The 19227-nt window shown below is 66.1% G+C and carries 16 protein-coding genes; 4 read left to right on the forward strand and 12 right to left on the reverse strand.

What is annotated here, in order from left to right:
* Positions 1–112: 112 nt before the first annotated feature.
* From ASC68_RS13435 to ASC68_RS13450, 4 genes are all read left to right on the forward strand, one after another.
* Positions 113–1012 (forward strand): ATP-binding protein, encoded by a 900-nt coding sequence (locus tag ASC68_RS13435; protein WP_055880009.1) that lies wholly within the window; start codon positions 113–115, stop codon positions 1010–1012.
* 280 nt (positions 1013–1292) lie between these two features.
* Positions 1293–1754, forward strand: coding sequence for a TadE/TadG family type IV pilus assembly protein (locus ASC68_RS13440; RefSeq protein ID WP_055880010.1), 462 nt, complete (start codon positions 1293–1295; stop codon positions 1752–1754).
* Positions 1751–3430 (forward strand): pilus assembly protein TadG-related protein, encoded by a 1680-nt coding sequence (locus ASC68_RS13445; RefSeq protein WP_055880013.1) that lies wholly within the window; start codon positions 1751–1753, stop codon positions 3428–3430. Before ASC68_RS13440 ends, ASC68_RS13445 begins: the two co-directional genes overlap by 4 nt.
* A gap of 253 nt (positions 3431–3683) precedes the next feature.
* A complete protein-coding gene (locus tag ASC68_RS13450) occupies positions 3684–4667 on the forward strand; it encodes a hypothetical protein (protein ID WP_055880015.1) in 984 nt (327 codons plus the stop codon).
* Positions 4668–4836: 169 nt separating this feature from the next.
* Here the strand turns inward: ASC68_RS13450 and ASC68_RS13455 are convergent, their stop codons facing one another.
* From ASC68_RS13455 to ASC68_RS13510, 12 genes are all read right to left on the reverse strand, one after another.
* Positions 4837–6009: a M23 family metallopeptidase gene (locus ASC68_RS13455; protein WP_055880017.1), complete on the reverse strand. Its 1173-nt coding sequence runs from the start codon at positions 6007–6009 to the stop codon at positions 4837–4839.
* Positions 6010–6375: 366 nt separating this feature from the next.
* Complete coding sequence (gene surE / locus ASC68_RS13460) at positions 6376–7140, reverse strand: 5'/3'-nucleotidase SurE (RefSeq protein WP_055880021.1); 765 nt, start codon at positions 7138–7140, stop codon at positions 6376–6378.
* A complete protein-coding gene (gene serS / locus ASC68_RS13465; RefSeq protein ID WP_055880024.1) occupies positions 7137–8462 on the reverse strand; it encodes a serine--tRNA ligase in 1326 nt (441 codons plus the stop codon). Before serS ends, surE begins: the two co-directional genes overlap by 4 nt.
* A 228-nt stretch (positions 8463–8690) precedes the next feature.
* Positions 8691–9527 (reverse strand): twin-arginine translocase subunit TatC, encoded by an 837-nt coding sequence (gene tatC / locus ASC68_RS13470; RefSeq protein WP_055880027.1) that lies wholly within the window; start codon positions 9525–9527, stop codon positions 8691–8693.
* Between the two features lie 2 nt (positions 9528–9529).
* Entirely contained in the window at positions 9530–10327 is a 798-nt protein-coding gene (gene tatB, locus ASC68_RS13475) for a Sec-independent protein translocase protein TatB (RefSeq protein WP_055880029.1), read from the reverse strand.
* A 32-nt stretch (positions 10328–10359) separates the two neighbouring features.
* A complete protein-coding gene (tatA, locus tag ASC68_RS13480; RefSeq protein ID WP_055048811.1) occupies positions 10360–10578 on the reverse strand; it encodes a twin-arginine translocase TatA/TatE family subunit in 219 nt (72 codons plus the stop codon).
* Positions 10579–10630: 52 nt separating this feature from the next.
* Positions 10631–11731, reverse strand: coding sequence for an ABC transporter ATP-binding protein (locus tag ASC68_RS13485; RefSeq protein WP_055880032.1), 1101 nt, complete (start codon positions 11729–11731; stop codon positions 10631–10633).
* On the reverse strand, positions 11728–12399 hold the full coding sequence (scpB, locus tag ASC68_RS13490) for an SMC-Scp complex subunit ScpB (RefSeq protein WP_055880033.1): 672 nt from the start codon (positions 12397–12399) through the stop codon (positions 11728–11730). Before scpB ends, ASC68_RS13485 begins: the two co-directional genes overlap by 4 nt.
* Positions 12396–13208 (reverse strand): ScpA family protein, encoded by an 813-nt coding sequence (locus ASC68_RS13495; RefSeq protein WP_055880036.1) that lies wholly within the window; start codon positions 13206–13208, stop codon positions 12396–12398. Before ASC68_RS13495 ends, scpB begins: the two co-directional genes overlap by 4 nt.
* A gap of 194 nt (positions 13209–13402) precedes the next feature.
* Positions 13403–15961 (reverse strand): SPOR domain-containing protein, encoded by a 2559-nt coding sequence (locus ASC68_RS13500; protein ID WP_156387331.1) that lies wholly within the window; start codon positions 15959–15961, stop codon positions 13403–13405.
* Between the two features lie 90 nt (positions 15962–16051).
* Positions 16052–17797, reverse strand: coding sequence for an arginine--tRNA ligase (argS, locus tag ASC68_RS13505; protein WP_055880041.1), 1746 nt, complete (start codon positions 17795–17797; stop codon positions 16052–16054).
* A gap of 158 nt (positions 17798–17955) precedes the next feature.
* Positions 17956–19209, reverse strand: a complete 1254-nt coding sequence (locus tag ASC68_RS13510; protein WP_082528152.1) for a deoxyguanosinetriphosphate triphosphohydrolase — start codon at positions 19207–19209, stop codon at positions 17956–17958.
* Between the last annotated feature and the right edge of the window lie 18 nt (positions 19210–19227).

The raw sequence follows: 19227 nt of genomic DNA on the forward strand, positions 1-19227 counted from the left end.
CGCTGGACAGTCCAACCCGGCAAAAATCGGCCGGAATATAGAGGCCGTGCACAAGGATTGCAAAGCCAATCGGGCTGCGTCAAAACGGGGGCGTACCCGGGAGTTCGCCCATATGACCACCGACTATTCCGCCGACATCGCGGCGGCCCTCGCCCGCATCGCCGATACGCTTGAAGCCATGAAGCCCGGCGCCGGCGTTCCGGCCCCTGCCCTGACCGATGCCAACGCCTACCACTGGGACGCTGCAACCGATGCGCTCATCCCGGTGCCCAAGGTGTCGCGGGTGCCGCTCGCCATGCTTAAGGGCATCGACGACGTGCGCGAGATCCTCTTGCAGAACAGCCTGCAGTTTGCGCGTGGCTATGCCGCCAACAACGCGCTGCTCTGGGGCGCCCGCGGCATGGGCAAGAGCTCGCTGGTCAAGGCCGTGCACGCCCACATCAATACCTCTGGCGATCCCCGGGTCGCTTCTCGCGATCCCGGTATCAAGCGGCTGATCCTGATCGAGATCGCCCGCGAAGACATCGAGGCCCTGCCCCGCCTGATGCGGCTCATCTCGAAAGAGGAGAGCGCCCGCTTCATCGTGTTCTGCGACGACCTGAGCTTCGACAAGGACGAGACCAGCTACAAATCGCTGAAGACCATCCTCGATGGCGGGCTCGAAGGCCGGCCGGAGAACGTGCTGTTCTACGCCACCTCCAACCGCCGCCACCTGATGCCGCGCGATATGGTGGAAAATGAGCGCTCCACGGCCATCACCCCGGGCGAGGCGGTCGACGAAAAGGTGTCGCTGTCGGATCGCTTCGGGCTCTGGCTCGGCTTTCACAACTGCGACCAGCCGACTTACCTGGCGATGATCCGCGGCTATTGCGACGAGTATGGCCTCGTGATCGACGACGAAACGCTGCGCGCCCGCGCCGTCGAGTGGTCGATGACCCGTGGCGCCCGCTCCGGCCGCGTCGCCATCCAGTTCGTCCGCGCGCTCGCCGGTGAACAGGGCAAAGCAATTTAGCTCCTGCAGTTTGGAACCGGCACCGCCGTGCCCATTCCAAACTCCGACCTCATAAGTACTGCCACGTACTTCCCTAAGCGACTCCGCGCCGCCCTCCGCGCAGATGTTGCCAGTACGGTGTTTCCGCATTGCTCACGGGAATTCCACTTATCTTACCTATACTTATCTCTATTTGACTAATCTCGTATTTCGTCGTTTCGGGCGCCAGTCTTCCGGCGCCTGAAACGACCGGCCGAGCATCCCACCCAGGAGGGTGGCGGCCATTTTGTGGGGTACTCGTATGCTGAGGCACCGAGACTGCCAGCCGCGCGGCGTGCCGCCACTTCGTGGCCTGCGCCGTTTCGCCGGCGACCACGACGGGGCATCGGCGGTCGAGTTCGCCATTATCGCCCCGGTCTTCATCCTGATGATTGTCGGCGTCCTCGCCTACGGCATCTATTTCGGCGCCGCCAGCTCGGTGCAGCAGATCGCCGCCGACGCCGCCCGCACCTCGATCGCCGGCCTCAGCCCCACCGAACGCAACACGCTGGTTACAGCATTCATCGAGAACAATGCCGGCGGCTACGTCTTCATCGATCCGGACGAGGTGGATTTCACCATCGGCGACGATGCCAGCGATCCCAACCAGTACAAGGTCACCATCACCTACGACGCCTCGCAATTGCCGATCTGGGTGCTGCCGGTGCCGCTGCCGGACAAGATCATCAGCTACACTTCGACCATCCGGCTCGGCGGCATATGAAGGGCTTCCGCCGCTTCCGAGCCGAGGAACGGGGCAACATCGCGGTGATGTTCGCGCTGCTGCTGCCGGTCGCCATGCTCGCCGGGGCCTTCGCCGTGGACGAAGGCTCGCTCTATCTCGAACGGCGGCAGGCGCAATCGGTAGCAGACCTCGCCGCTATTGCGGCGGTGACCGACCCCAGCAAGGCACTCGATACCGCCTTCAGGACCTTTCAGGCGAACGGGCTGATCGGCAGCACTCTCAGCATCGACGATCCCTCGATCCAGGTCCGCTCCTCGCACCCGGTGCAGGTGTTCACCGGCCACTACAAGGCGGTGCCAGAGCTGTCGGTGGCGGCGCGCTTCTCGCCCGGCGGCTCGCCACCCAACGCCGTGCAGGTGACTTACCGCAAGACCGGCACACTGCTGCTTGCCCGACCCTGGCAGGCGCCGCCCGAGATCTCCGTCGCGGCGCTGGCGACGGCTAACCCACAGGCGGCCTTCTCGGTGGGCTCCCGCCTCGCCTCGCTGAACGGCGGCGTCGCCAACGCCCTGCTCAAAAGCCTGCTCGGCACCTCGGCCACGCTCGATGTGATGAGCTACGACGCCTTGCTCGATGCCAAGGTCGATCTGCTCGATTTCCTCGATGCATTGAACCAGCAGCTTCACCTCTCGGCCGCCACCTATGGCGACGTGCTGAAGGCCTCGGCCAGCCGCGGCGCCATCGCCGCCGCCCTGGCGAGCGTCCTCACCGGCACCGCCAAGACCGCCGCCACCACGCTCTCCACCACCATTGCCGACACCGGCACGATCCCGCTGCTCGAGCTGCTCGATATCGGCTCGCTCTCCACCCTGCCGGTGGGCAGTGAATCCGGCTATTTCGCCGGCCTCTCGGCGCTCGAGCTGCTCAACGCTGCTGCGGTGATCGCCGGCAACGGCAAGCAGATCGATCTCGCTGTCGGCGCCACCCTGCCCAGCCTCACCAGCATCGCCCTCAGCGTCGCCATCGGCGAGCCGCCGCAGCATGCCTGGTATCGCATCGGCGAGAAGGGCGCCGTCGCCCGCACCGCGCAGACCCGGCTCAAGCTGACGGTCAAGCTCCTCGGCGGCCCGATCTTGCTCGGCGCCGGCGTCACCCTGCCGATCTATATCGAAGTCGCCTACGCCGAAGCGCGAATCCGCTCGCTCACCTGCCCTGGCTTGGGCAAGCAAGCCGGCACCGCCGTGGTCGAGGTGCTGCCTGGCGTCGCACGGCTCGCTATCGGCAACCTCGCGGGCGCCAGCTTCACCGATTTCAGCGCTTTCCCGGTGGTCAACCAGGCCACCATCCTTTCCGCCCTGCTGCTGAAGATCAAGGCGCGCGCCGCCATCGTCATCGGAGAGACCTCGCCGATCCTGCTCAATTTCTCGAGCGAGGATGTGACGCAGGGCACCATCAAGACCGCCACCAACCACACCATCGTCGGCAGCCTGTCGAAATCGCTGCTCGACGAACTCGATATCGATGTCGACGTGCTGGGGATTGGCCTCTCCACCGACGCCGTCATCGAGGCCGCCGTGCGCACGCTGGTGGCGCCGCTGGCGCCGGTCCTCGACAGCACCATCTTCGGTGTGCTCGAAGTCCTTGGGGTCGGCATCGGCGAGGCCGACGTGCGCGTCTACAGCGTCACCTGCAGCCGACCGGTGCTGGTCGGCTAATCTATGCTCGTGATGGGCGGAGGTCGGGCTGACCCACGGCGATTACCCCACCCGCGCGCGGGCTGTGAAATGGGTCCCGGCTTTCGCTGGGATGACGGCCGGTGTCAGGCCACACCGCCGAGCCCAGCCACCAGGCCGGTGGAGCAGATCGCGAAGCGCTCTAGACCATTTATCCATAGCCCCGCGGCTTGCGGCGCAGCCTCGTAGCTGCAACGAATGCGCCCGCGTTTCGACGACGAGGACTGAGGGAATAATGAGCCTGTCGCATAAGTTGAGATGGTCGCACGGCGAGGCGACCATCCTGAGTACGGCTGCCATGCTGGCCGACGCCACCTTCCTGGTTGACGGTAAGCCGTTCAAACCGTTCGCCCGCGCGCCGTGGCTCGGCACCGTCGACGATCCCGCGATCGTCGGGCATCTGCGCGTGCTGGCCGGCGATTTCGTCGGTCTGCCTTTCGGCACTGGTGGGCGCACTGCCGGCCCGAACCTGCCCGAATGGGGCAGCCTGCTCGGCCAGCCGGCCACGGGCACCATTCATGGCCCTGTCGCGCATCGCGAGTGGACTATCGTCGGCGGCGACGACGAGAGCGTCACGCTGTCGCTCGACTACGATCCGGATTCCGTGGTGCGCAAGGTCGAGCGCGTCATCACCGCCCGTAAGGACGCGCCGGCGCTGGATTTCGTCATGCGCATCTTCGCCCGCCACAAGGCGCCGATCTCGGCTGGCCTCCACCCCAATTTCCGCCTGCCGGAAAATCCCGGCCGGCTCGAACTGAAGCTCGATTTCGACTTCGGCCTCACTCACCCCGGCCAGACCGCCGAGGGCGACCCGCAGGAGTTCGAGAGCCTCAGCTCAGTGCCAAAGAACGGCGCCCGGGTGGATATGTCCCACATTCCACTGTCGCCCCGCACTGACAAGAACGTGCAGCTCTGCGGCGCCCGCGGCCCCCTCACCGGCACCTATCTCGACGAAGGCATGGGCTTCGAGCTCGACTGGGACCGCGAACTGTTGCCGACGCTGATGATCTGGCACACCGATGGCGGCATCAAGGGCGAGCCCTGGAACGGCCAGTTCCGCGCCGTCGGCCTCGAACCCCTCGCCTCCGCCTTCGACCTCCACACCGACGTCGCCACCGGCCCCAACCCGATCAACCAGCGCGGCATCAAGACCTGGGTGGATCTCGACCCGGCCAAACCGCTGGAGATCAGGCACTCGGTCAGGGCGTTTGCGGTCTGACTGAAGCGCCCGCTCAAGCCGACCGAGCCGCGATGCCAGTGTGAGGGTCTCCCTCCCCCTTGCGGGGAGGGGACAGGGGTGGGGGTCAGCACGCGCCAGCTTTCTAGGTCCCCCGAAAGCCAAAAGGCCCCGGATCGCTCCGGGGCCTTTCTCAGATCTGTGCTTAGCCTCAGCTCGCCAGCAGCGGCAGCGGATCCACCGGCGTCGCGCCCTTGCGCAGCTCGAAGTGCAGCTGGGACTTCGACACCGAGCCAGTCTTGCCGGCGGTGCCGATATTGTCGCCGCGGTTCACCACGGTCCCTTTGGCGACATTCATGTCCTTGAGGTGGGCATACGCCGACACATAGCCGTTCGGGTGGCGGATCAGGATCAGGTTGCCGTAACCCTCGACGCCCGAGCCGGCATAGATCACCTGGCCATTCTCGGCCGAGCGGACCGCCGCGCCTTCCGGCGCTTCGATATTGATGCCGGTGCCCTTGGAATTGGCGAAGTCGGTGATCACCCGCCCCGAGATCGGCCAGCGGAACTTGTCAGCACCGGAGAGCACCGGTTCGGTCTTGGGCTGCTGCAGCGGCTGTGCTTCAGCCACGGCGGCCGGAGCTGCACTGGTCGGCGCCAGCGGCTTGACGGTCGCGGCCGGAATCCTGGTCTCGGGCTCGATCGAAGCGACGGCAACGGGCTTGGGTGCAGCGAGGTTCGACGGCGGCGCGCCGAGCGTCGTTTCCGGCTTGGCGCCGCCCTTGGGGCCCAGCGCCATCAGCGTCGAGGCCTTGCCGGGAATGACGATCTTCTGGCCGACATAGATCTTGTCGGGCGACGAGAAACCATTGGCCTGGATGATCGCCTGCGCCGTGACGTTGTAGCGGCGGGCCACCGTGTAGAGGCTCTCGCCGCTTTCGATCACGTGGACATAGGCATCGGAGGGAACGGAGACGAGGGAGTTCGAAGCCGGGGCGGACGCCAGAGTGGTAGTGGCCGGAACCGGGCTCAGGGGCTGGGCAGCGGGCATCATCTGATTGCTTCCGTTGGCTGATGAAGTGAGCACAGGCAAGTCTTCGGTCGATACTGAGCCAAGCGGCTGGCTGGCCATGGGCTGAGTGCCCATGCTGTTGGAGCCGACCAGCATAGGACCGGACCCACCGCCAATGTTTTCTGGAGGAACAAGCGTCTTGGGCATGGCCTGCGCTGTGTTCATCGGCGCAGCGGCGTTGACCGAGCCGGTCGCCGTCCTGTCGAAGCCAAGGCCACCCAGCGAGCTGCACCCCGAGAGCGCAGTGGCGCCCGCGAACAGGCCCACAATCGCGGCGGTTCTAAACGTCTTACCGGTCACGCGGTTACTCATCAGTCCACTCTACGCAGGTACTCAATGGACGTGAGATTAGGGCGTTAAGGTAAAGAGTGATTTAAATGCGAAGCAATTTGCTCAAATCATCCGGCGGGGGATTCAGGAGTCGGTAGGGTTAAGAGAGCGGGCCAACCAACATCGCTCCTCGCTAACGCTCGAAGCGCGCATCGCCAGCGATGCGATACCCCTCATCCGGCGCTGCGCGCCACCTTCTCCCTCAAGGGGAGAAGGTGATGGAACCGCGATCCCTCAGTCGCTGCCTTCTCCCCTTGAGGTCGAGGACGAGGGCGCAACCCTCGCTGGCCGAAGGCCGGATGCGACACAACGTGTCGCCGATCCGAGCGTCAGCGAGGAGCGAAGGGGCTACAGCCCCAGCTTCCCATCCAGCTGCCCAGCCATCTCATAATGCGTGTGCTGCAGCATCAGCGGGGTCACCGTGATGGCATTGCCGTGCATGGCGAGGCGGAAATCGTGCTCTTCATCGAGCGGCTTGGGCGTCTCGGGGATGGCGATGAAGAACTTTCCGGCATTGTCGCTCGGGTAATAGGCCATCGGCGAGCGGGCAAAGCGCTGGAACGGCACCACCCGGATGCCGGCGACGTCCTCGGGCGCGCAGAACGGAATGTTGACGTTGAAATAGACGTCGCCGCGGCTCTGCACCTGCTGCAGCAGCTGGCTCACCACGCGCGCCGCGTAGGTGCGCGAGTTGGTCCATTCGATCTCGGTGCCGCGCTCGTAGTCGACGCCCTGGCTGATGCCGATGCCGAGCGCACCATGCAGCGCTCCCTCGCGCGCCCCGGCGACGGTACCCGAGCAGTTGAGGATATCGCCCAGGTTCTGGCCGTTATTGATGCCGGACAGCACCAGATCGGGCCTCAGATCCTTACAGATATGCGTCATGCCGGCGACGACGCAGTCGGCCGGCGAGCCGCCGACGATCGAGAACACCCGATCCTCGCGCTTATCCACCCCGAGCTCGCGCCCGAAAGTGAAGCGATGCGCCGCACCTGACTGGTTGCCATCCGGCGCCACCACCCACACGTCTTCGCTGAGCGTCAGCGCAATCTCGCGCATCACCGCGATGCCGGGAGCGTCCACGCCGTCATCGTTGGTGATGAGAATTCTCACGAGCGCGCACCGATCGACTTGAGGCCCTTCATATAGGGCTGCAGCACGTCAGGGATGGCGATCGAGCCATCCTCCTGCTGGTAGTTTTCCATCACCGCGATCAACGCCCGGCCCACGGCAACACCCGAGCCGTTCAGCGTATGAACATGACGGATTTTTCCGTCCTTGCCCTTCACACGCGCATCCATGCGGCGCGCCTGGAAATCCCCGCACACCGAGACCGACGAGATCTCGCGATAGGTGTCCTGCCCCGGCAGCCAGGCCTCGAGGTCGTAGGTCTTCTGCGCCCCAAAGCCCATGTCGCCGGTCGACAGCATCATCACCCGGTAGTGGATGCCGAGCTGCTTCAGCACATCCTCGGCATCGGACAGCATCTTCTCGTGCTCATCGCCCGAGGTTTCCGGCGTGGTGATCGCCACCATCTCGACCTTGTTGAACTGATGCTGGCGCAGCATGCCGCGGGTATCCCGCCCAGCCGACCCAGCTTCCGAACGGAAGCACGGGGTCAGCGCCGTCATTCGCAGCGGCAGCTCGTCCTCAGCGAGGATCGTCTCGCGCACGAAATTGGTCAGCGGCACTTCTGCCGTCGGGATCAGCGCCAGCCGGCTCTCGCCATGCGGGGTGAAGAACAGGTCGTCGGCGAACTTTGGCAGCTGGTTGGTGCCGTAGAGCGCGTCGTCCTTCACCAGCAGCGGCGGCTGCACCTCGGTGTAACCATGCTGGTCGACATGCAGATCGAGCATGAACTGGCCAATCGAACGCTCGAGCCGCGCCAGATGGCTCTTCAAGACGACGAAGCGGCTGCCGCTGATCTTGGCGGCGACTTCGAAATCCATCTGGCCCATGGCCTCGCCGGTCTCGAAATGCTCCTTCGGCTTGTAGCTGAAGCTCGGCTTGGCCGGTCGCGCCTTGGCCGCGGTAGCCGGCGAGCCGTTGAGGCCAAAATACTCTTTGTTGTCGGCCTCGTCGGCGCCACGCGGCACCTCGTCGAGCGGCAGGTTGGGGATCACCAGCAGCGCGTTGCGCAGCCCCTCCTCCGCTTCCTTGCGGGTGGCTTCACCCGCCTGGATCGCGTCCTTTAGGCTCGCGACTTCGGCCATCAGCTCGTTGGCCTTGGCCTCGTCTTTCTGCGCCTTGGCCTGGCCAATCAGCTTCGACAGCGCGTTGCGCTTGGCCTGCGCGTCCTCGACGGCGGCGATGGCGCTGCGGCGGGAATCGTCCATGGCGATCAGCTCGGAGGCCTTGAACGGCACGTTCTTGCGCTCGCTGAGCGCAGCGTCGAACGCGGCGGGATTGGCTTTGATCCAGTTGATATCGAGCATGGAGAGACCTGCGGCGGGAGAAGGGCTCTGCTTTACCGGATTGGGGTGCGAGCGCAAGTCCCTGACGGGACACCCTGCCCGATCGTTTCGCGAGTGACCAGCACCGGCGATGCTGAGTGGGCTCCGACCCGACCCACTCACCGGTGTCATCGTAGATGGGGTGATTGCCGTGGGTCGGCTCGACCACCCGCTCAGGGTGGTCAGTTCGTCCGTAAGATGCTTTGGAGCCTACTCGGCCTTCTCGACGTCGGTACCTTCGGCCCCCTCGGCCGCGAGCGCCGCAGCCCGGCGTTTCTCGATCCAGCGAACCGAGAGGATCGAAATCTCATAGAGCAGGTACATCGGCAGCGCGAGGCCGATCTGCGAGATTGGATCGGGCGGCGTGATGAACGCGGCGAACACCAGGATACCGACAATGGCGTAGCGGCGGCCCTTCTTCAGCGTCGCCGAGGAGACAAGGTCGATCTGCGCCAGCAGCGTCAGCACCACCGGCAGCTGGAAGCAGATGCCGAAGGCGAGGATCAGCGTCATGGCGAGGCCCAGATATTCCGAGACCTTCACCAGCATGGTGATCTCGGTGGTCTCCATGGCGTGGAAGAAGCGCATGGCGAGCGGCAGCACCGCGAAATACACCATCGCCGCGCCCAGAACGAAGAACACCGGCGTCGCCACCAGGTACGGGATGAAGGCCCGACGCTCCTTCTTGTAGAGCCCCGGCGCCACGAAGCCGTAAACCTCGGTGGCCAGATACGGGAAACCCAGGAACAGCGCCCCGAAGAAGGCGAGGCTGAGCTGGGTGAAGAAGAATTCCTGCGGCGCGGTGTAGATCAGTTCCACCGGCGCCGGCGCTACCGCCTCGCGATAGGGCTGCACCAGCACATCGAAAATGGTGCCGGCAAAAAAGAAGCAGACGATCAGCAGCGCGAAGATCACCAGCACCGAGCGGATCAGTCGCTTGCGCAGTTCGATCAGGTGGTCGAGCAGCGGCGCTTCGCTGCCGGCGAGCTCATCCTGTTCAACCGCGGCGGCGTCCTTGGGGGCTTCGAGCTTGGTCTGTTCGGCCATGGTCACGGCTTCTTGGCGGCAGCAGCCGGTTTCTTGGCTGCGGGTTTCTTGGCCGCGGCGGGTTCAGCGACGGCGGCCTTGACGGTCTTGGCCGGCGCGGCTTTCGCGGCCGGCTTGACGGCGACGCTCTCGACTTTGGCGACAGGCTTGGCGGCCTTGACGGTAGCCTTTCTGGCGGACGAAGCCTTGGCCGGCGCGATGGCCTCGACCTTCGCCTGCCTGGCAGGCGTGGCCTTGGCTGGTGCGATGGCCTCGACCGGAGCCGGCGAGTCGATCGGCTTCTTCGCTTTCGGTGCAGCCTTTTTTGCCGGAGCGATGTCGGCAGCTGCCACCTTGCTCTCGGTCGGCGCCTTGATCTTGACCGGACGGGCGGCCTTCACCGGTGCCTTGGGCGTCTCGGCTGGCTGCACGATCGGGGTCATCACCGGCGCCGCGGCCGCTGCAGGAGTGGCAATGCCGGCGGCGGCCTTGATCTCGTCGACCACGCTTTCGACCTTGGGATCGGCCGGCTTGATCGCCCCTGAGGGCTTCACCTCACCGGTTGCCGTCGTCGTGTTGAATTCCTTGCGGATCGCCTCGGCAGTCGCCTTCAGCGGCTGCGTCACCGACTGGCGGAGATTGGTGATCTCGTTGAGACCAGTGGTCTTGTTCAGCTCACGCTGAAAGTCCGAGCCCATGCGACGGATCGTGCCGGCAAACTTGCCGACCCGATGCATCAGAGCGGGAAGCTCTTTGGGTCCGATGACGATCAGGGCCACGACCCCGATCACAAGCATTTCGGTCCAGCCGACGCCGAGCATAGTTTTGGCTCCTGGGAGCGGCCGTCAGACGATCAGGCGTCCTTGGCCTTTTCGGTCTCGCGGGCCGGCTCGACGGTGGTCGAAGCGTCGATCTGCGCAGCAGGCTTCTGCTCTTCGTCGCGCATGCCCTTCTGGAAGGACTTGATGCCGGAGGCTACTTCGCCCATCAGCCCGGCAATCTTGCCGCGTCCGAACAGCAGGATCACCACGATGGCGACGACGATGATGCCCCAAATCCCTGGCGCGTGCATGGATGGTCTCCGAAAGAATGCTCTACGCTTACACTAGCGCAGAGAAATAGGTTCAATCCTTGGCGAACACAAGGACGTGTTCCGGGTTGAGGGTCAGGAATACGTCCGATCCGACAACAAGGTTACGATCGGCGCGGCGACGGATCTGGATCGGGCGGTCGAGGCCAGTCACGCTCACTTCGCACAGATCGATGCCGATGGCATCGCGCTTGGCCAGCACACGGCCGGGAACGCCGGGCCCTTCGGTTGCCACGTCGAGCGATCCGATCGGCCGGATCGCCACCGTCACCGCGGTGCCGTCGGCATACTTCGGCGCCGGAACGGGCCCGAGCGGGGTCTCCACCCTGCCCGCTTGCACCCGTGCCTCGATCTCGCTCAGCGGCGAAAAGAAGCGGGCGGCGTTGAGGTCGACCGGCCGGTTGTAGATCTCCGACGCCGTATCGATCTGCGCCAATTTGCCGTGGCGGAGCAGCGCAATGCGGTCGCCCAGCAGCATTGCCTCCTCCGGATCGTGCGTCACGATGATGGTCGTGGCGTGGGTTTCCCGCAGCACCGCCAGCGTTTCGTTGCGCACCGTCTCGCGCAACCGCGCATCGAGGCTCGAGAACGGTTCGTCGAGCATCAGGATGCCCGGGCGCGGCGCGATCGAGCGAGCCAGCGCCAATCGCTGCTGCTGGCCGCCGGAGAGCCGATGCGGATAGTCCGCTTCGCGGTCGTCGAGACCCACGCGCTTCAGCGCCTGCCGCGCCTGCGCCAGCGCGGCGGTCCGCCCCAGCTTGCGTAGCCCGAAGGTTACGTTCTGCAACAGCGTCAGGTGCGGAAACAGGGCGAAATCCTGGAACATCAGGCCGATGCCGCGCCGGTCCGGCTTGGCATGAACGCCAGGACCGGACACGACCTGGTCGTTGATCTTCACCGTGCCGCCGTCGATGCGCTGGATGCCGGCGGCCACCCTGAGGATGGTCGATTTGCCCGAGCCGCTCTCCCCGAGGAGGCACACGATCTCGCCCGGCACCAGCGCCAGCGAGAAGTTCCTGAGCACCGGCCGCCCACCCAGCGTCACGTCGACGGCGTCGAACCGCAGCGCCGCCGCAAAGGCGACGCCGGCGGTGCCGCGCGGGCCCCAGTCCTCGACTGCTTCGATATCGGTCATTGGATCGGGTCGCTCTCGCCCTGGTCGTCCGGCTCCAGCGGATCCTCGTCATCGCGCAGCGGCCCATCAAAGGGCAACGGCACCTGGAAGGCCGGCGGCAACCGGCTCGACAGCAGCCCCGAGCCCTTCAGCTCTTCGAGCCCCGGCAGGTCGGCAAGGCTCTCAAGACCGAAATGGTCGAGGAAGGCTTCGGTCGTGCCATAGGTCACCGGTCGCCCCGGCGTGCGCCGGCGGCCGCGCATGCGCACCCAGCCAGTTTGCATCAGCACGTCGAACGTACCGCCGCCGCTGGCAACGCCGCGCACCTCCTCCACCTCGGCTCGGGTGGCCGGCTGGTGGTAAGCGATGATGGCGAGGGTTTCGAGTGCGGCGCGCGACAGCTGCCGGCTCTCGGTCTCCTCGCGGCGCAACAGGAACGACAGGTCGTCGGCCGTACGGAAGGCCCACTTGCCGCCGCGATGCACCAGCTGCACGCCATGACCGGCATAGCGCAGCGCCAGCCGTTCGAGCAGCTCGGGAACGTCGGCGCCCTCCCCCAGATACGGCGCGATGTCGGCCGGTGACAGCGGCTCGGCCGAGGCAAACAGGATCGCTTCGAGCACCCTGAGGTTCCGCTCGGCGATCTCGCCATGCTCGTCGAACTGGTCGTCCGGAACTTCATCCGTCATTCGGTCTTCTTTCCGTCGCCGGGTGTCTTTGGATCCTGGCGCCGTCGCATGAACAGCGGGCCGAAGGTCAAGGTCTGGCGCAGTTCTATTTGCCCCTGCCGGGCGAGTTCAAGGCTCGAGGCGAAGCTCGACGCCGTCGCGGTCTTCCGCTGCTCCGGGTTGCTCAGATACTGGTCGAGATACGCGTCGAGCGGCACCCAGTCCATGCTGTCGCCGATCAGCCGCGTCAATATCTCGCGCGCCTCCTGCAGCGACCAGACGCTGCGCTCGAACAGATGATAGTCCTGCGGCACATTGCGTTCGCGGCCGGTGGCATAGGCCTTGAGCAGATCGTAGAGCGAGGCTTCCCAGAGGTTGCGTCGCTCCACCAGCACCGGTTCGGGCTGGCCCCGCGCATGCACCTGCCGCCCGAGCCGCGGCCGGTTGATCAGCTGCATCGCGGCCTTGCGCATGGCTTCGAGCCGCTTCAGCCGGAACTGCAGCAGGGCCGCCATCATCTCGCCGGAGGGCTCATCGTCGCTGGGTGCCTGTGGCACCATCAGCCGGCTCTTGAGATAGGCCAGCCACGCCGCCATCACCAGGTAATCGGCGGCGATCTCGATGCGCTTCTCGCGCACCGTCTCGATGAAGCCGAGATACTGCTCGGCCAGCGCCAGCACGGAGATGCGGGAGAGGTCGACCTTCTGGCGGCGCGCCAGGTCGAGCAGCAGGTCGAGCGGGCCTTCATAGCCGGCAACGTCGACATACATCACTTCGTCGTCGCGCGGCGCATCGGGCGCCGCGAACCAGTCAGTGGAAGTGTCGCTCATACAGTCGCCTGCCCGCCAAAGCGCTATCAGGAAAATGCCTGCCCTCGCCAAGGCGGGATTGCAGACTTTTCCGCTTCGATAGCGCGACAAATCAAGGCTGGAGCATGCTGTCGTTCAACGAAACGGTAACACGCTCCAGCTCGCGCGAGCTTGGTCCCTAACCGAGACCGAGGTCAAGGAACAGCGGGTGCCGATCAACCGCCGATCGGCACGCAATCAACGCCGTTGGCCTTGAGGCTGGCGCAGGTCTGCGTCGCTTCCTGGAAGGAATCGACCGGCAGCACCACGCGGTACCAGGTGCCCTTGGCGCCGAGGTTGACCTGCCGCACGGCAAGGCTGCGCCCATTCAGCAGGCCGGAGAGCCGGTTCTGCGTCGAACGCAGCGACGACGCCGCGTCGCCTTCGGTCGGCTGCGAGCTGAGCTGCACATAAGGACCGCTGCCACTGGCCTGCGGCGCCTGGGCCGCGGGGGCCTCGACCAGGTCAACCGGCTGCGACGGCTGGGTAGCAGCAACCTGCTGGTTCGAGCCACCGCCAAGGACCGAGCGATCCGTCGGGCGGGCCACCGGGACCGGCGCCACGATGTTGGGATCGATGGTCGGCGCCGGGCCGGTCGGCGCCAGCGCCGAGACCTGGGTCGGATCGACCGCCGGATCGGTGCCGGTGTCGATCGCCGCGGCAATCGGATCGGTCGCAGCGTCGGGAACGGCTGCCAGCAGTTCGGAGGGCTGCACGTCGGCGCCCGGCAGATCCGGAACGGCCGGCCGATCGACCGGCAGCTCTTCATTGCCGGCCACCGCCTCGTCGCCCGAAACGATCGTGCCATCCGGGCGAACCGTCACGGTGCGAACCTTGCGGTTGGCGAGTTCGCTCTCGCTGGCCGCATCATCGCCCTCGCCCACCGTGCGCGCCACGTCGGCAACGCTGGTTTCGGCGGTATCGTCGCGCGATACCAACTGCTCGTTGGCAGCGGCCGCGGCGGATTTGCCGTCGAGCTCATTGAACACCACCGAACCCTGCTGGTTGGTCGTGCTGGTGGTCGGCGGCGGTGTCTGCTTTACCGGGGTCGCATCAGCCTGCAGCACCGGCGCATCGGCGTCGGTGCCACGGCCCATGCCGAGCACCCAGTAGAGGCCGAAACCGGCTGCCAGCAGCAGCGTGCCGGCGACGGCCATGCCGACATATTGGCGCATCCCACCCGAGCGGCGCTCGGGTTTGGCCTTCGGACGCTTATACGGGCTCTGCCGCTGTTCGGCGGACATACCACCATCGATACGGCCAACCTCGGCGCCGCTGGCAGCGGCGGCCGCAAGAATGGCGGCCTCGGCCGACGGCACCTGCGGTTCAGCATCCTTGATCGCGGCGCGACGCGGGGCAAACCCGGTGGTGAGCGGCGGCACGATCGGAGCGGACTGCGGCACGGCCGCTTGTGGCGGCGGGGCGGCAGGCTTGTCGCTGGTAAGCTCCACCCGAACGGCTTCGCCGATCAGGCTCTCGATCTCGTCCATCGGGTCGCGCTCGGCGGCCGGCTGCGGCTGCGGGCGCGGCGCCTGCACCTTGCTGGTCGGCCCGAACACCGGGGCGACACCAAAGCGGTCCTCGGGACGCGAGACCGGTGCGGGGTTGGCCGGCGCAGCGGAAAGCGGCGTCGACTGCGGACGGAACTGCGACGGGCCCGAGGCAGGGCGCGATGCGGGCAGCGGGAAACTGCGGGCGGCCGGCTGCACCGGCGCGGGCCGCTGCTCGACCTTCGCCTCCTCGACGACCTCGGCTTCGACGGAATCCAGTTCCGCCGCGATCAGGTCGGCGATCGGGTCGCCGGTCGACGCGGCGGGAATCACCGGAGCGGCAGCTGCCGGCGACGGGACCGCCGGGCGGACCGGTGGGCGCGACTCGGCAGCCGCAATCGGCGCCGGCGGCTCGGAAGCAAAGCCGAAATCGAAATCGAAGCTGTCATCGGTAGCCGACGCCTTGGCGGCAGCAACCATCGGCGATGCCGCAGGTGGAGATGTGGGCGCGGACGCCGGCGCAGCCGGACGCGGCGCGGCAAAGCTCGGCTCGACCCGCGGCGCGGGCGCCTCTACTTCCGGCTCGACCGTTGCGTCTGCACTCACGGCGGGCGCCAGCTCGGCTTCGAGCTCAGCCATCGGATCAGGCTGCGATGGAGTGGGCTTGGCGGGCTCGAACGGCGCCGGGCGCGCCGGCGGCAGCACCTCGGCCACGACCGGGCGCGCTACCGGCGCGGAGGTCTCAACGGTAGCCGCCGGCCGCATCGGCACCGGCTTGGGGATCTCGCGATCCTGCCAGTTGGCCATCGGCTCGGGCTTGAAGCTGGTCGAAGCCGCGGGAAGCGTACCGAAATCGAACGACGCGGCAGGCTTGGGCTCCACCGAAGGGACCGGCGACGTCACGGCAGGCGCCGGCGTGGCGGCTACGGGTTGATCCATGCCGGGAATGCGCAGCACACCCGGGGCGACCGGCGCGGGCCGATCGGCCGGCGGCGGCACTGGTGTGCTGACGGCCGGCGCGGGCGCCGGCGTTGCGGCAACCGGCGCATCCATACCGGGGATGCGGACCATTGCGGGCCCCTGCCCTTCGGGCTTGGGCGCATCGGCAAGCGTGACGAGCTTGGGCGCAGATTTGGCCTCCGGCTCGGCGCCCTGAGCGTTGTTCGCCATAAGTTTGGCGAGCTCGGCGATCAGGTCGTCGGATTTATCCTGGCCATCAGGCATCTGCTGCGGTCTCGCTGTCATTGAAAGCAGCGCCCCCTAAACTCGTGGTCCCGGTGCTCGCCTTGACCCCCGCCGAGCAAGCCGGCAACTCTAGCAACCAATGCGCCGGAATTATGAAAGCTCCTCCGGCGCACTAACACCAAGCAGGGTCAAGCCGTTAACGAGCACCTGACGCACGGCACCGACAAGGGCGAGTCGGGCCGAAGTCAGCATTGAATCATCGGCGTTAACAAAGCGTAAGGCAACATCCTGGTTACCCCTCGCCCAGAAGCCGTGAAACGCCGCCGCAAGTTCATAGAGGTAGAACGCCACGCGGTGCGGCTCATGGGCACTTGCGGCCGAAGCAACGATACGCGGCCACTGCGCCAGAGCTTTGATCAGTTCGAGATCAGCCTCTGAAGCCAAGAGCGAAATATCTGCCTTGGCCAGCGCTTCGACCGAAATATCGAGGTCAGGCATTTCCTCGGCAACCTTGCGGAACACCGAGTACGTCCGGGCGTGCGCGTACTGCACGTAGAACACCGGGTTATCGCGCGTCTGTTCCTTGACCACCGCGAAATCGAAATCCATCGCCGCGTCGTTGCGCCGATAGAGCAGCATGAAGCGCGTTGCGTCCGAGCCCACCTCCTCCACCACGTCCGACAGCAGCACCAGGTCGCCCGAGCGCTTCGACATCTTGAACGGCTCGCCGTTCTTCATCAGCCGCACCAGCTGGCAGATGCGCACGTCGATATCGGCCTCGCCATGCGACACCGCCTTCACCGCCGCCTTCAGCCGCGACACATAGCCCGAGTGGTCGGCGCCCAGCACGTTGACCATGTGCTTGAAGCCGCGCAGGTACTTGTTGCGGTGGTAGGCAATGTCGGCGGCGAAATAGGTGTAGGCGCCGTTCGACTTGACCAGCGGCCGATCGACATCGTCGCCATAATTGGTGGCGCGGAACAGCGTCTGCTCGCGATCCTCCCAGTCCTCGGGCGTCTTGCCCTTGGGCGGCTCGAGCCGGCCCTGGTAGATCATGTCTTCCGAGCGCAGCCAGTCGAGCGTGGTGTCGATATCGCCGCCCTGCCCGTGCAGTTGGCGTTCCGAAAAGAACACGTCGTGGTGGATGTTGAGCTGGGCGAGGTCGGCCCGGATCAGGTCCATCATCGCCGCCAGCACCCGATCTTTGACCAGTGCCAGCGCTTCGGGCTCCGGCTGCTTGAGCAGGCTGTCGCCGAATTCGGCCTTCAGCGCCTCGCCGACCGGGATCAGGTAATCGCCAGGATAGAAGCCGGACGGGATCTCGATGCTTTCGCCCAGCGCTTCGCGGTAGCGCAGCATGGTGGATTTGGCCAGCGTATCGATCTGGCTGCCGGCGTCGTTGATGTAATACTCGCGCGTCACCTCATAGCCCGAATAGGCCATCAGCGAGGCCAGCGCATCGCCGAACACGGCGCCGCGGGTATGGCCCACATGCATCGGCCCGGTCGGGTTGGCCGAGACGTATTCGACATTCACCCGCTCGCCGCCGCCGACGTTCGACTTGCCGAAGTCGCCCCGCTGCGCGCCGATCGACTTCAGCACCTCGTGCCACACCGGGGTGGCAAGCCGGAAATTGATGAAGCCGGGTCCCGCGACCTCCACCGAGGTCACGTCTTTGTCGGCCTTGAAGTGCTCGGCCAGCGCCGTCGCCACCTCGCGCGGGTTCTTGCCCAGGGGCTTGGCCACCACCATCGCGGCGTTGGTGGAGAGGTCTCCATGCGCCGCATCTCGCGGCGGCTCGACCACGATGCGCGACAGAGCTTCCTCGGTGATCGAGGGATAGAGCCCCGTAAGGGCGTCGGCGACACGGGCGGCAAACAACGCGAAGACGTTCATGTTGGTCTCTTGGGTGCCATGATTGGCGGGGTCGGCTTACCCACCAGGTCATTCCCGCGAAAGCGGGACTCTCTGTTTGCGGCGGCTCGGCAACAGCCGAAACGGAGGTTCCCGCTTTCGCGGGAATGACCCGGCGCTTAGGGCGGGCTGCGCTGCCCCTACCGCAACTGGCCCGCACCGTCAAACAGCCGGGCGTGCTGCTCGAGCGCATAGGGGTCGGTCATCCCGGCAATGAAGTCGGCGACCACACGGGCCCGGGCGGCGCGATCGGCGGCGTGGCGGACTGCATCGCCCCACCGCCCCGGCATGGCGCCGGTGACCAGATAGTGGTCGAACAGCATGCCCACCACCGTCTGGCTGTGGCGCACCGGGCCCATCACCTCTTCGCTGCGATAGACCCGCTCGAACAGGAAGCGCTTCAGCCCCTGCTCGGCATCGTGCACCGGTCGTGAGAAGCGGATCAGCGTGCGTCCGGCATTGCGGACGTCGTCGGCCGATTGCGGGGCAATTTCGGCGATCGCTCGGCTGCTTTCGGCGATCACATCCTCGATCTGCACCGTGATCAGCCGCCGCTGCACCTCATGCGCCTGCCGGCTGCGCTCGATGTCGGGCCAGCGCTCCAGCACCTCGCGCACCAGCGGGCCGACCAGCGGCACATCCGTGAGGTCCGCCAGCCGGATCAGCCCGGCCCGCAGCGCATCGTCGATGTCGTGCGAGTTGTAGGCGATGTCGTCGGCGATGGCGGCGGACTGTGCCTCGAGGCTGGCATAGCTCCAGGTCATCAGGTCGGCGCTGGCCGGGATATCGTTCAGGCCAGGCGGCAGCGGCTTGTCGGCGCGCAGCGGCCGGCCCTGCCGATCGGTGAGCGGACCATTATGCTTGAGGATACCCTCGAGCGCCTCCCAGCTGAGGTTCAGCCCGTCATGCTCGGCATAGCGGTTCTCCAGCCGGGTGACGACTCGGATCGCCTGCATATTGTGGTCGAACCCGCCCCACTCGGCCATCTTGTCATGCAGCACGCGCTCGCCGGCATGGCCGAACGGGGTGTGGCCAAGGTCATGCGCCAGCGCCACCGCTTCGGCCAGATCCTCATCCAGCGCCAGGGCGCGGGCGATCGAGCGCGCCATCTGGCTGACTTCCAGCGTGTGGGTCAGCCGGGTGCGGTAGTGCTGGCCCTCGTGGTGCAGGAACACCTGGGTCTTGTGCTGCAGCCGGCGGAACGCCGCGGAGTGGACGATCCGGTCGCGATCCCTCTGAAATTCCGAGCGTGTTGGGCTCGAACCCGGCGCAAACAGCCGGCCGCGGCTCTCGGAGGGATCGGAAGCATAGGCGGCGCGTTCACCCATTATGCAGCCAAGACCCTTTTCATCGTCGTCTAACGATATTAGATTTGGTTTCCAGCGCTGCCCCATGCCGGGCGGCCGAAAGGT

Origin of the sequence: Devosia sp. Root105, assembly GCF_001424865.1 — a bacterium.
Classification (GTDB): Bacteria; Pseudomonadota; Alphaproteobacteria; order Rhizobiales; family Devosiaceae; genus Devosia_A.